This window comes from Paenibacillus anseongensis (genome assembly GCF_009757995.1).
Lineage (GTDB): Bacteria > Bacillota > Bacilli > Paenibacillales > NBRC-103111 > Paenibacillus_E > Paenibacillus_E chondroitinus.
This window is the reverse complement of the sequence record NZ_WSEM01000016.1, coordinates 1,244,571-1,257,444: the sequence shown is the minus strand read 5'-3', so window position 1 is coordinate 1,257,444 and position 12,874 is coordinate 1,244,571. Positions and strand designations below refer to the sequence as shown.

The following is a 12,874-nucleotide window of genomic DNA, read 5'->3' as shown; positions in this document are numbered from 1 at the left end:
AGGACGAATGAGCGAGATCAAAGTTATGCTGATCGGCGATAACACGGATGCTCCTTGGCATCCACTGGAGCCTACCAGGCAGCAGCTTGCGGCCATTCTTGGCGACGAGTTTGCGCTAACCGCTACGGAAGACTATCAAGTCTTGTCGGAGCTGGATCACAACCAGTTTCCTCTGTGTATTTCCTATACGGATTGTTGGAAGCGTGACCTATCGCAGCAGCAAACCGCGGGACTGCTGCGCTATGTCGCAGGAGGAGGCAGCCTGCTAGTTATCCATAATGGTATTTCACTTCAGCGGAGCTATGAGCTGCTGCAGATGATCGGCGCCAAGTTTACGGGACATCCTCCCTATCAGCCTCTAGTTTATTATAGATCAGCAGCCGAGCATCCTTTACTGGAAGGTGTCGAGAACTTCAATTTGGACGAAGAGCCGTACTTGTTCGAATTTGATCCTTTTACGAAAAAAACGGTATTTATGGAGTTTGAATTTGAAGGGAAACGGTACCCCGCGGCATGGGAGCACGTTTACGGTCTTGGGAAGGTTGTGTATCTGCAGCCAGGGCATCATGCCCCTTCTTTTCAGCCAGAAGCCTACCGACGTCTTGTGCTAAACAGCGCACGTTGGTTGAGCAGGCAAGTGTAGAATAAAGCTGTTTTTTTCCATATACTCCCTAATGGGGATGTGTGCTACAATAGGCCAAAAGAGTCGTTAAAGGAGTGAGGATTTTGGAACATTTCTTATTCAGGCAGTTGGCATTCGTTAGAAATCAAGTTCTTCAAGCAGTTGAAGGGATTTCGGAAGAGACGGCGGACCAGATTCCGAATGGATTCCGCAATTCAATCCGTTGGCAGTTGGGACATATTTATGTCGTCATGGAAAGGTACGCTTTTCAATACATGGATCTTCCTGTTCAACTACCACAGGGGTTCAAGGAGCAATTTGAATACAAGACATCTCCTTTAACTACGCCAGCGGACATTGTCGTTCCTACTCTCTCAGAGTTGAAATTTCTCCTTAAAAATCAGATTGAGAGAATTAGCAGTGAACTGGGTGACCGGCTGCAAGACAACGTGACGCCTTATACAACTTCGGCAGGGATGAAACTCGAATCCTTAGAGCAGTTCCTCAGCTTTAATTTATATCATGAAGGCATGCATTTTAGTGTCATTAAAATTTACAAGGTATTATTATCCCAATAAATTATTTCACGAAATGAGATTTTGACGAATGGAGGAGATCCTCAAGTGATGAGGTTCAACAAGTTCGCAAGGCCTCCCTGCTAAGACGTAACGTTTCGTTGTTCACGAGCACCCCCGATCCGGTTGAGTTCATCTACCCAATCAGATTTCGGAGAGGAGCTCCATATGAACAACATAAGCAACATACGCGTGCTGTTTGCGCTTCGCTTTTTTTCCAGTCTCATCCCTGCTTATGTCATTGAGAGATTGTACTGGGAGGAGCGGGGCATGACCATTCAGATGGTCGTGTATACGGAAATTATTTTTGCACTGACCATCGTGCTGCTAGAAGTCCCAACAGGTGTTATAGCGGACAAATGGGGCAGGAAAAAAATGCTCGTTCTAAGCGCACTGCTGGGCTGCTGCGAGTTTCTGATTCTGATCGTGGCGACAGAGTTCTGGCATTTTGCGCTCGTCGTCTTCTTGGGGGGCATCGCTCGTTCGGCAAGCAGCGGATCGGAGAACGCTTTGTTGTATGATACATTAATGCAGCAGGGGAAAGGTTCCCATTTCGAAAAGCTGTTAGGACGATTGAACGCCTGTGATTTGCTCTCGGCTATTCTTGCAGCACTTTGCGGGAGCTTGCTCGCTGGTAAATTCGGTCTAGAGCTGAACTACTGGCTATCGCTTCTCAGTTCGGGTATTGCCCTAATGCTAGCATTCCTGCTGATTGAGCCGCAGAAATGTGCGGATGTCACGGATGCAGAGGAAGCTATTCCTTTTAAAACGTATGTCACGGCATCGTTGCGTTTTTTTAGAAAAAATCCCAATGTCTCGTTGGTCATGCTTTCCGGTATGGTCACGGGTGCTTCAATGAGCTATGTGGGAGAATTTTGGCAGTTGTATGCGAGCCGTTTAGAGACGCCTGTCTACTTTTTCGGAGTACTGTCTTCGGTTATCATGCTTTTGCAGCTGCCTGGCAATCTGCTGTCCTATGCGCTTTTGCGGCGATTCACCTACAAGAGGCTGATTGTCTGTATTACAGCGATGAACGCGGTCGGATTCCTCTGTGTTTCTTTTTGCCATGATTTCATCGGGTTGGCAGCCATGCTCATCATCTGCCTGTTCTCTGGCGTTATGCAGCCGCTTGCCTCCGGATATTTGCATCACCGCATAGAATCGAACATGAGGGCAACCATCGATTCCTTTCAATCGTTGGGCGAGAATGTGTTGAGCACGTTCGCGGGTTTTGGTTTTGGCTATTTCGCAGCGCGTTATGATGTATTTGGCGGATATGGGTTTATTGCTCTGCTTTGTTTTGCTTCTTTTGTTTGGTTTGTATATGCATCTCGTAGTATCAAACAAATGTAAAAGCGAAAAAACGGAAGTCCTCGTGACTTCTTTTTTTTGTTTATTTTTATTTTGAGGGGGATGAGCATTGACGGGACAGACATAGCGCGGTAAAGTAAAAGTAATCGGTTATCCAATAAATGGGGAGAGGGTGTAACGCATGACCACTAGCGGGAAGTTCGCATGGACATGGACGATTCGGGAGGAAGATCTGGAGGAATACGTCCGAATGCATTTGGCGCCTTGGCCAGAAATTATGGAAGAACACAGCAAAGCAGGAATCAGGGATTACTCCATCTTCCAAAATGGCAATCAATTCTTCTATTGCTTTTTATGCGACGACTTGGAAGCCGCTTTTGCTTACTTGGCTGAGAGTGAGGCTTGCAATCGATGGAACGCAATTACGAGCAAAATGGTCGTAGGCTCCTTCGACTTCCGTGAAGCCGTACCGATTCAACCGATGCGCGAAGTTTTTTATTTGGCATAATACATAAATTACGAAAAGGCTGTCCCAGAAGTCATGAAAATGACGGAGGGATAGCCTTTTTTTATGGACTCAGCAGCCGCTATTTTGCCAAATTCAGCTGGTTTTGAGGTGCTAACGGACTGAGGCCGCGTTATTGTTCAAGCTGGTGGGCGCCTTCCCCTTACGAAGATTTCGCTTGTTGGATGACAGCTTCGACGTAGGCTCTGAGCGTTTTAATAAAAGTACGCATCGCATATCCGACATACCTGTCACTGCGGTAGATAAGACAAATGTCCTGGGAAGGTGTAGGCTGCCTCAGGCTAACCACTTTTATCTCTTTGTTTGGAAGGGTATCAAGCAGCAGGCGTGGCAGCACACTGGCGCCAATTCCACTCTGCACCATTTGGAGGAGGGAGGATAATGTTGTAGTCACCATATGCGGCTGCAGAGTAAACCCTTTCTCCATGCAGAAGCGGTCAATCAGCTTACGGCATTGATGGTCGGGAGGAAACATGACCATTTTTAAGTCATTCAGCCTGCTTAATGGCATGAAATCCTCATCAGCAAAGGGATCATTCCTACTTACAGCCAGTGAAAATTCTTCATGGAATAAAGGAATGGCGGTGAGCCTTTCATCGCTGATAGGTCCGATTGTGACGCCAACATCGATGCTTCGGTCCAGTATTTGTTCCGTGACTCTCGTGGTTTCCATCAGTGAGAGTGTAATGGTGGGATAGGTCTGGTGGAAACTCAGCAGCAAGGCGTTAAACAGGAGATCCGCATCACCGGGCAAAATACCGATAGATAACGATCCGCCTTGCATTTGCTTCAGATCGGCAATGGCATCGTTCGCTTGCTTCAGATGCCCGAACACCGCAGCACCATGTTCTTGCAGAATGGCTCCTGCTTCTGTGAGGACGATTGTTTTGCCTACGCGATCGAAAAGGAGAACGCCTAATTCTTCCTCCAATCTTCTGATCTGTTGGCTGATATTGGGAGCGCTCACTCCCATTTTATCGGCGGCTCTCGTGAAATGAAGCTCTTCACAAATCGCCATAAAATAATGCAGCTGCTTTAACTCCATAGCTCACACTCGCTTTCAAAAGCATTGCTGAAGATGGAAGGCATTTCTAATCCTTATTGTTGCGTCATCTTATTTCTCTGTCAATGCATGATCATTAACTTATACTTAACGTTTCGGTAATTTGCACTGCATTGATGGTACCTCCCGTGAAATCTATACTAAAAGCATACCATATGCTTCTCACCCAAAAGGAGGAAATCAAATGTCAGAAAACATTATCAGCACGGCAAAAACAGTACGTCAAGTGGTACTTCACAAGGTACAGGGCATTCCGGAGGAACTATTTGATATTCAAGCAGATTCCTACAATAACACGATTCGCTGGAACGTTGGACACATGATTTATTGGATGGACGCTTATATGAAGATCGGGTTTGCGAAGGATTCGATCATTCCCGAAAGCTATGCCACATTCTTCAATTCCGGGACATCGCCGGCAAGCTGGACCCACCTTCCACCATCAAAAGAAGAACTCATCGTACAGTTATCCGCCCAGCTAAACCAAATAAGCGAGTTATCCCCAGAGAGCCTCGATGCTGCATTCGAAAATCCATTGCCATTTGGACCGCTCACATTTTATAAAGTAGGAGAGTTGCTCAATTTCGGAGTCGTTCACGAAGGGATGCATCTTGCAACCTGCGATTGCTTACTCAAGGTAATCCAAAGTAAAAGCATGCAAGCATAAACAACATAAACCGGGGCATGGCTCAACCATGCTTCGGTTTTTTTTATGAAAAATGAGGTTGCACTAGCAAGCGATGTCATGGATACTTATGGTATGAAATTGACAATTCGATCAACGCCAAAAATATCCAAGAGGTGAACAGCTTGCCATACAAATTTCCGCCTGTTAGTCCTAAGCTTCCTGTTTTCATGCATGGCGCCGATTATAATCCCGATCAATGGCAGCATGATCCGCAGGTGCTTGAAGAAGATATTCGTTTAATGAAGCTTGCCAAATGCAATGTAATGGCTGTCGGCATTTTTGGTTGGACCGCTCTTGAACCAGAAGAAGGGGTGTTTACCTTCGAATGGTTGGACCGCGTGCTGAATACCTTTGCCGAAAATGGCATCTATGCCTGGTTGGCTACCCCAAGCGGGGCAAGACCGGCATGGATGGCGGAGCAATATCCGGAAGTACTGCGCGTTGGCGCTAATCGTGTGCGCAATCTTTTTGGTGCACGGCATAACCATTGTTACAGCTCCCCTGTTTATCGTGAGAAAGTAACAGAGATGAATCGAAGATTGGCTGAACGCTATTCTCAGCATCCAGCCGTTGTAGGTTGGCATATCTCCAATGAATATAGCGATGATTGTCATTGCAATTATTGCCAAGAGGCATTCCGCGGATGGCTGCAAAACAAATACGGAACACTTGACGCGTTAAACCAGGCATGGTGGACAAGCTTCTGGAGCCACACGTATACAAGCTGGTCGCAAATCGAATCCCCAGCACCACACGGCGAGAAACTTGTGCATGCCATGAATCTCGATTGGAAGCGCTTCGTGACAGACCAGACTGTTGACTTCTGCCGTCACGAGATCGCACCACTGAAAGCCATCAACGGAGAACTTCCTGTGACGGCTAATCTCATGGACGCTTACGAAGGATTGAACTACTGGAAGTTCACGGATGTGTTGGACGTGATTTCATGGGATGCTTATCCAACGTGGCATCATGCCAAGGATCAAAGCAGCTTGGCCGCTTGGTTCTCGCTCAATCATGACATGTTCCGCTCCCTGCGTGGTGGACAACCGTTTCTGCTGATGGAGAGCACACCGAGCACAACGAATTGGCAGCCTGTTTCCAAGCTTAAGCGGCCGGGTATGCATCTGCTGTCCTCTTTGCAGGCTGTCGCTCACGGCTCGGATTCTGTGCAATATTTTCAGTGGCGCAAAAGCCGTGGCTCCAGCGAGAAGCTTCATGGCGCAGTAGTCGATCATGTCGGTCATGAGCACACACGCGTATTCCGTGATGTTACAGAGTTAGGCGGTCATCTTGAGCAGTTGACGGAAATTTTGGGTACGACCGTGCCGGCGGAAACTGCCGTCATTTTCGACTGGGAGAACCGTTGGGCCGTGAAAGATTCGCAAGGTCCACGCAATATGGGAATCAACTATGAGCAGACGGTTCTAAGTCATTATCAAGCTTTTTGGGATCAGGGCGTCCCGGTTGATGTCATTGATATGACAGGTGATTTTAGCAAATACAAGCTCGTTGTCGCTCCAATGCTTTATATGGTTCGTCCTGGAGTTGGAGAAAGGATTGAACAATTCGTTGCTGGTGGAGGCACTTTTGTAGCCACGTACTGGTCGGGCGTCGTCGATGAAAACGATTTGTGCTTCCTTGGCGGATTCCCAGGGCCGCTTCGTCAAACGCTTGGCATTTGGTCGGAAGAGATCGACGGGCTTTACGATCAGGATGAAAATCAAATCATCTGCAACGAGGGGAACCCGCTTGAACTAACAGGGGCTTTTAAGGTTCGTGAGCTATGCGAGCTGATCCACTTGGAAGGGGCTCAGGCCCTTGCTGTCTATGGTGAAGATTTCTATGCGGGCATGCCAGCCCTGACCGTTAATCGTTTTGGACAAGGAAAAGCTTACTACATGGCAGCTCGTACGGAGCAATCGTTCCAGAACAGCTTCTATAAGCAGATTATAAAAGAGGCCAATATCAAGCCAGCTTTACAAACGGAACTGCCTCACCAGGTGACAGCACAAATCCGCACAGATGGGGTGCATGATTTCATTTTCCTGATGAATTTCAGCGACCAAGATCAGACGGTTTTGCTCGATGAACAATCCTATTCCGACATGCTTATTTCGGATGGAACAGCGGAGTCAGGTACCGTCAATTCAAGCATAGTACTTCAATCTTACGGGGTGCGAGTTCTGAAGCGAAGCAGGTCGTAGGCCGATAAATGGGGTGTTGGGAGTTATTTCCAACATCCTTTTTTTATGCAGTTAGAGGGAATGGCGCCCTCCACCGCGAAGAATCAGTGCTACAAGACCTTACACAGAAAGAAAAGTGGTGAACTTTACATGAAAACGGGCTTCCGCCTCTGGTTCGATGAAATTCGTAATATGCGGATTAAAGCGAAGCTGTTTCTGCTTATTACCATTACAATGGCTGTCAGCTCCAGCATTTCACTGGTAGGCTTACAGATCGCCTTTTCGATGTATGATCAGCAAATTTACGAGAAATCGTCGCAAGTTCTGAATCTTTCCTCCACGCTAATTGAAAATGAGTTGAACAAAGTGGAACGGCTGACGTTCAGCATCATGTCGGATGAGCAAATTCAGCAGCATTTGATTGTGATGAATTCGAATGAATCGGATTATATCCGCATTCAGTCCCGCGCCAAGCTCGTAGACCGGCTGGTCCAGTATATCAACTCGGAGACGTATATTTCAGCCGCGGATATTACTGATGTGATGGGAAATAGCTACTCCAGCGGAAATTTGACAACGCTTTCTCCCGAGCGGAAAGCTCTGATCCAAGAAACTTCGGATCGCGGAGCGGGCAGCTTGGGTTGGGTAAATCCGGATGAGCAGGATTACAGCCTTATTGCAACAAGGCAAATCCGATCTTCGGACAATTTGGAGTTGAAGAAGCTTGGCAGCCTGGTGCTGCATGTCAATTTGGACAAGATGGTGAATCAATATGCGAGGGAAGCTGTAACCCGCGACGGCGAGCTCATTATTGTCTCCAAGGGGACTTTAGTATATCCGAGGTCTGTGAGCATGAAGTCATTGATTAGTGAAAACAGTCCAGTCGGAGCTTCCGTGAGAGGATTTCGTATTATCGAACAAGATGGCGAGAAATATTTCGTGTCTCACATTCATTCCGATTATTTGGGCTGGACCTATTACAATACGCTGCCGTTTCAAACGATTTTTTATAATCTGACATTGATGAAAAATTGGATGATCGCGGCATTCCTTATTTCTTTTTTTCTGCTCGTGGGTTTCGGGATGGCGGTTGCGCGAAGTGTTACACGTCCCATTGAAGGCTTAATAAGCAATATGCGGGGGCTGCAAATCGGCGATCTGGAAAATTCGGAGCTTCCGCCAATTGCACCGATTTCGCAGCAGATGGATGAAGTTGGGCTGCTTCAGCGGACGTACCGCATGATGATTGTGCGCATACAGGAATTGATCAAAGAGAACTACACGAAGCAGCTCATTATCAAAGAGACGGAGTTTCGCTCCTTACAAGCGCAGATCAACCCGCATTTTCTGTATAACACGTTGGAGTCGATCAACTGGATTTCCAAGATGAATGGGCAGCAGCAAGTTTCGCAAATGGTGGAATCGCTGGGTTATCTGCTTCGTTCATCGATTAGTTTAAAGCAGGATATGATTCCGATTGAAGACGAACTGAAGCTTGTGCAGCATTATATTACGATTCAAAAGGTGCGTTTCGAGGAGCGGTTGGATTTCCGGCTCGACGTTCCGGAAGCTTTGCGAGGTCATTGCATTCCGAAGCTGACGCTGCAGCCTTTGCTCGAAAATGCGATTAAGTATGCGGTCGAGGTCATGCTGGAACCTTGTATCATTCACATTTGGGGGCGGGAGGAAGGCGATGCTGTCTTTCTAATCGTAGAAGATAATGGTCCAGGGATTGATGAGGCTTATTTGGAAAAAATCCTGACAGGGGAGCGCCAATCCAAAGGCACAGGCATCGGCCTGAAAAATATTGACGAACGGATTAAGCTGACGTTTGGCGAAGAGTTCGGTATTCAAGTAGAGAATCGCACGGATGGCGGCGCACGTATTACCATTCGAATTCCGATGACGAAAAGAGGGTAACGACGATGTATAAAGTGTTATTGGTTGATGATGAACGGATGATTCTGGAAGGGATTTCATCCATTGTGGATTGGCAATCGGTTGATACCGAGCTGATAGGAACCGCCCGCAACGGGATTGAGGCTTACGCCTTTGTGTGTGAACACGAGCCGGATATTGTGATCAGTGATATTCGCATGCCTGGCATGGACGGCTTGCAGTTAGTCGCCAAAGTCAAGGAAACACATCCTCATACGCGCTTCATCATGCTTTCGGGTTTTGATGAATTCGAATATGCACAAATTGCGATGCAGCATGGCGTTAAACACTACTTGTTGAAGCCGTGCAACGAGAACAGCATTTTGAAAGCGCTTAGTGAAATTGCTGCCGAGTACAAACAGGAGGAGAGCAAAGAAGGTTTCATTCAGTCGATGAAAGCCAATTTGCAGAAAGTGCTTCCTCATGTCAAAGAGCAATTCTTGAAGGAATTCGTGACGAATAAATCGTATGGCAGCCGCGACTGGGAATATTATCAAGATTTATTCGGACTGCATGTCAGCGGCAGGAAAGTTCGATTGTTGTTATTCCGGCTGGAAGACAAGTTCGAATATGAGCATTTATTTGCTGTGAAAAATATTGCCGAAGATATTCTCGATGAACCGCTCCTGAGCTCTACTATCGCGGAGCAAATTTTGGTCATGATCGAGGATCAGGATGATATGACACGGTTGCAGGAGCAAATTGAAGAAATCCGGCGTATTTTCATGCTGTATTACAAAATCGATACCACCGCTGCTCTAAGCGAGTCCGGGGAAATCGGGGAAGCCAGAAAATTGTATCTGCAAGCGATAGATTGCTTGAGCCACCGTTTTTATCTGGGTGAAGGCGGCCTTATCACGATGCGCGACATTTTGGGATCTGCGCAGCCGAGTCAAGCCCAGTTTGTTTTTGATGAAGATCGCATTCTATTTCCGATCCGCGCAGGAAACTGGGAAGAAGCTGAAGCTAGTATTGAAGCGTTTCAAGACCTTCTTGTGAACTCCCGATTGGACATTCAGACGACAAAATCGTATGTCATTCAAAGCTTTATTTCCATGACAAGGTTATGTGCAGAACCACAAATGCACCAGTATATGGGGCTTATTGGCCATATTTCACAGATGGAAACACTGCAGGCGAGCATCCAGCTGCTGAAGCAAACCGCTTCTGAAATTACTCACGCCATTTTTGAACAGAACAGAAATAAGCATTCCCAGGTCATTCAGAAGGTGATCGATATTGTGAACGCGGAGCTCTCGAATGCCGAGCTGTCACTCAACTGGGTAGCGCACAAAATGCTGTATATGAACCCGGATTATTTGGGCAAATTGTTCAAAAAAGAGACGGGCGAGCGTTTCTCTAACTACGTTGTCACGGTAAGAATTCGAAAAGCTATGGAGATGATCAAATCGAATGATGATGTCAAAATGTTCGAGTTAGCCGAACAATTGGGCTTCGGCGATAACCCGCAGTATTTTTCACAGGTGTTCAAAAAGATTGCCGGCTGCGCGCCATCCGAGTATAAGAAGCTGACGATGTAGGCCCGTATTCACTGTTTTTTGAACATTTAACGCGGTAAATTAGATTCAATTTTTGCTCCTGCGAGCCCATAATAAGAGATGTGGCGCAGGGTACACAGGAGGACGCTAACAATGAAACGCAGACGTTTACCGGCCATGCTTCTCATTCCATTGATGTTCGCCATCATCGGATGCAGCGCGAAACAGCCATCTGCGGATGGAAATCCGAGGAACATGGAGTCTGATAGAAGCAGTTCCAAGCAAGAAATTAAGCTGCGAATTGCCTGGTGGGGCGGTCAATCCAGACATGACTACACGTTGAAGCTGATTGCCATGTACCAGGAGCTGAATCCTAACGTGAAAATTGATACGGAATATGCCGGCTTTGATGATTTCTGGAAAAAGCTGGCACCGCAAGCTGCGGCCAATCAATTGCCCGATATTATCCAGATGGATATCTCGTATCTAACCCAATATGCAACGAAGGATCAATTAGAAGATTTGTCCGAGCTGACGAATAACGGAACGATTGATGTGCGATCAGCATCGCCCGAGACGATCGATTCCGGACGAGTAGACGGCAAGCTGTATGGCATCCCGCTAGGTGTTAATGCGATGGGTACCACCTATGATGCCGCCATGCTGAAGGAGGCGGGCATCTCTGCCATCCCGAAGAGCTGGACCTGGTCCGATTTGGAGCAAATCGCCAAGCGGATGAAGGCAAAAGGGAAAGTGCTCGACCATATGCGCTTTGATCAGTTTTTCCCATACTATCTGCGTACGCAAGATCAGCACTATTTTAGCCAGGATGGTACGAGTCTTGGATTTAGCGATCCGCGCTATTTTATAGACTACTTCACCATGTATCTAGAGTGGTATGAGGCGGGCTATATGCGCGACTGGGACAAAGAGTCATTGTCCAAGCTGACGCCTGAGGAGAATCCGATTGCGCTAGGGGATGGCTTCATGACGATGGCTTGGTCGAATCAATTCACATCGTTGCAGGAAGCCGCCAAGAAACCGCTCAGCTTAACCGGATTGCCGGGACCGAACGGGGACCAAGGTCTATACTTAAAGCCGACGATGCTGTTCTCCATCGCAAAAAGCTCCAAACAAAAAACGGAAGCGGCTAAATTCATCTCATGGTTTTTAAATGATGTGGAGGCTAATAAATTGATCAAAGGCGATCGGGGGATCCCTATTTCCTCGAAGGTTAAGGAAGGTTTAAAGCCGACGCTCTCGGAAGAAGAAACGAAAGTGTACGACTATGTGACTTGGGTGGAGAAGAACAGCAGTCCCATGGATCCTCCAGATCCGATCGGGTCTGCAGAAGTAAGCAAGCTGCTCCGCGATATGCAAGAGCAAATCTTGTTTCGCAAGCTCACGGTGGAAGAGGCCGCTGTCAAATTCATGAGTGAAGCCAATGCCATTTTAGCGAAAAATAAGAAGTAAGTATGGATAGTAGGACACAAGTTACAGGTATAAAAGGGTGGCTCTAATCCGGCTGCCCTTCCAAATACACAGAAAATGATAAGCATAAAGGAGTGGAATTATGAAACTACGTGAAAATGATCACATAGTCGGCTATGTGTTTGTCTCACCTTTCATTCTTGGTTTTTTGATCTTCACGCTGTTTCCCATGTTTTCTTCGCTCTATTTCTCATTCACGGAGTATGATTTATTGTCTCCGCCGCGATGGGTAGGATTTGCGAATTACGAGAAAATGTTTACCAGTGATGACAAAATCATAGATTCAATTCGCGTGACGCTAATCTACGTGCTTACATCCGTTCCAATGCGTCTGATCATTGCCTTATTGGTAGCCATGCTGCTCAATCGTGCTGCAAGAGGAATTGGCTTATACCGAGCTACCTACTACTTGCCTTCGTTGATTGGCGGAAGCGTAGCAGTATCTATCATGTGGCGTCAAATTTTTGGTGACAAAGGGTTAATTAATGCGTTTCTCGGCAGTATTGGTATTCACACCACCACTTCTTGGATTGGCTTGCCGGCTACGGCGCTTGGCACGTTGGTGCTCTTGTCGGTCTGGCAGTTCGGTTCATCAATGCTTATCTTTCTAGCTGGACTTAAGAATATCCCAGGCACTTACTACGAGGCGGCAAGCGTGGACGGAGCAGGACCTGTTCGCAAATTTTTTCACATCACACTGCCTTTGTTAAGTCCAATTATCTTGTTTAATCTCATTTTGCAAACGATTTCGGGCTTCTTAACCTTCACGCCGGCCTATATCATTTCGAACGGTGAAGGCGGTCCGCTTAACAATACGCTGTTATATTCACTGTATTTATTCCATCGCGCATTTGTCTTCTTTGAAATGGGTTATGCGTCAGCAATGGCTTGGTTCATGCTCATCTTAATCGGGCTCATCACCTTGGTTATTTTCAAAACATCAAAATATTGGGTTCATTACGAGAGCTAGGAGGG

11 protein-coding genes are annotated in these 12,874 nt (G+C 46.8%); 10 read left to right on the top strand and 1 reads right to left on the bottom strand.

What is annotated here, in order from left to right; translation table 11 throughout:
- The first annotated feature begins 7 nt into the window (after positions 1-7).
- The 4 genes from GON05_RS22105 to GON05_RS22090 all read left to right on the top strand — a co-directional run bounded on the left by GON05_RS22105 (position 8) and on the right by GON05_RS22090 (position 3,016).
- Positions 8-643 carry a ThuA domain-containing protein gene (locus GON05_RS22105; RefSeq protein WP_157321830.1) on the top strand — a complete coding sequence of 212 codons (636 nt, stop codon included), beginning with the start codon at positions 8-10 and terminating at the stop codon, positions 641-643.
- Between the two features lie 83 nt (positions 644-726).
- Positions 727-1,200: a DinB family protein gene (locus GON05_RS22100; protein WP_157321828.1), complete on the top strand. Its 474-nt coding sequence runs from the start codon at positions 727-729 to the stop codon at positions 1,198-1,200.
- A gap of 165 nt (positions 1,201-1,365) precedes the next feature.
- Positions 1,366-2,550, top strand: a complete 1,185-nt coding sequence (locus tag GON05_RS22095) for an MFS transporter (RefSeq protein ID WP_157321826.1) — start codon at positions 1,366-1,368, stop codon at positions 2,548-2,550.
- A 139-nt stretch (positions 2,551-2,689) separates the two neighbouring features.
- Positions 2,690-3,016 carry an L-rhamnose mutarotase gene (locus GON05_RS22090; RefSeq protein WP_157321824.1) on the top strand — a complete coding sequence of 109 codons (327 nt, stop codon included), beginning with the start codon at positions 2,690-2,692 and terminating at the stop codon, positions 3,014-3,016.
- A gap of 160 nt (positions 3,017-3,176) precedes the next feature.
- Here GON05_RS22090 and GON05_RS22085 read toward each other — a convergent pair whose 3' ends face one another.
- The gene (locus GON05_RS22085) at positions 3,177-4,079 is read right to left on the bottom strand and encodes a LysR family transcriptional regulator (protein ID WP_157321822.1); all 903 of its coding nucleotides are present in this window, start codon (positions 4,077-4,079) and stop codon (positions 3,177-3,179) included.
- 202 nt (positions 4,080-4,281) lie between these two features.
- Here GON05_RS22085 and GON05_RS22080 point away from each other — a divergent pair, with 202 nt between their 5' ends.
- The 6 genes from GON05_RS22080 to GON05_RS22055 all read left to right on the top strand — a co-directional run bounded on the left by GON05_RS22080 (position 4,282) and on the right by GON05_RS22055 (position 12,869).
- The gene (locus tag GON05_RS22080) at positions 4,282-4,764 is read left to right on the top strand and encodes a DinB family protein (RefSeq protein ID WP_157321820.1); all 483 of its coding nucleotides are present in this window, start codon (positions 4,282-4,284) and stop codon (positions 4,762-4,764) included.
- Between the two features lie 188 nt (positions 4,765-4,952).
- Complete coding sequence (locus GON05_RS22075; RefSeq protein WP_157322320.1) at positions 4,953-6,992, top strand: beta-galactosidase; 2,040 nt, start codon at positions 4,953-4,955, stop codon at positions 6,990-6,992.
- A 129-nt stretch (positions 6,993-7,121) separates the two neighbouring features.
- Positions 7,122-8,891 (top strand): cache domain-containing sensor histidine kinase, encoded by a 1,770-nt coding sequence (locus GON05_RS22070; protein ID WP_181646169.1) that lies wholly within the window; start codon positions 7,122-7,124, stop codon positions 8,889-8,891.
- Between the two features lie 5 nt (positions 8,892-8,896).
- On the top strand, positions 8,897-10,450 hold the full coding sequence (locus GON05_RS22065; protein WP_157321816.1) for a response regulator transcription factor: 1,554 nt from the start codon (positions 8,897-8,899) through the stop codon (positions 10,448-10,450).
- A gap of 111 nt (positions 10,451-10,561) precedes the next feature.
- Positions 10,562-11,881, top strand: a complete 1,320-nt coding sequence (locus GON05_RS22060; protein ID WP_246239282.1) for an ABC transporter substrate-binding protein — start codon at positions 10,562-10,564, stop codon at positions 11,879-11,881.
- 100 nt (positions 11,882-11,981) lie between these two features.
- On the top strand, positions 11,982-12,869 hold the full coding sequence (locus GON05_RS22055; protein WP_127449952.1) for a carbohydrate ABC transporter permease: 888 nt from the start codon (positions 11,982-11,984) through the stop codon (positions 12,867-12,869).
- The last annotated feature ends 5 nt before the right edge of the window (positions 12,870-12,874 follow it).

What these genes read in the sequence shown, in the direction of transcription:
- GON05_RS22105 (WP_157321830.1), top strand. Translation starts at nt 8, where the DNA reads ATGAGCGAGATCAAAGTTATGCTGATCGGCGATAACACGGATGCTCCT.
- GON05_RS22095 (WP_157321826.1), top strand. Translation starts at nt 1,366, where the DNA reads ATGAACAACATAAGCAACATACGCGTGCTGTTTGCGCTTCGCTTTTTT.
- GON05_RS22090 (WP_157321824.1), top strand. Translation starts at nt 2,690, where the DNA reads ATGACCACTAGCGGGAAGTTCGCATGGACATGGACGATTCGGGAGGAA.
- GON05_RS22085 (WP_157321822.1), bottom strand. Translation starts at nt 4,079, where the DNA reads ATGGAGTTAAAGCAGCTGCATTATTTTATGGCGATTTGTGAAGAGCTT.
- GON05_RS22080 (WP_157321820.1), top strand. Translation starts at nt 4,282, where the DNA reads ATGTCAGAAAACATTATCAGCACGGCAAAAACAGTACGTCAAGTGGTA.
- GON05_RS22075 (WP_157322320.1), top strand. Translation starts at nt 4,953, where the DNA reads ATGCATGGCGCCGATTATAATCCCGATCAATGGCAGCATGATCCGCAG.
- GON05_RS22070 (WP_181646169.1), top strand. Translation starts at nt 7,122, where the DNA reads ATGAAAACGGGCTTCCGCCTCTGGTTCGATGAAATTCGTAATATGCGG.
- GON05_RS22065 (WP_157321816.1), top strand. Translation starts at nt 8,897, where the DNA reads ATGTATAAAGTGTTATTGGTTGATGATGAACGGATGATTCTGGAAGGG.
- GON05_RS22060 (WP_246239282.1), top strand. Translation starts at nt 10,562, where the DNA reads ATGAAACGCAGACGTTTACCGGCCATGCTTCTCATTCCATTGATGTTC.
- GON05_RS22055 (WP_127449952.1), top strand. Translation starts at nt 11,982, where the DNA reads ATGAAACTACGTGAAAATGATCACATAGTCGGCTATGTGTTTGTCTCA.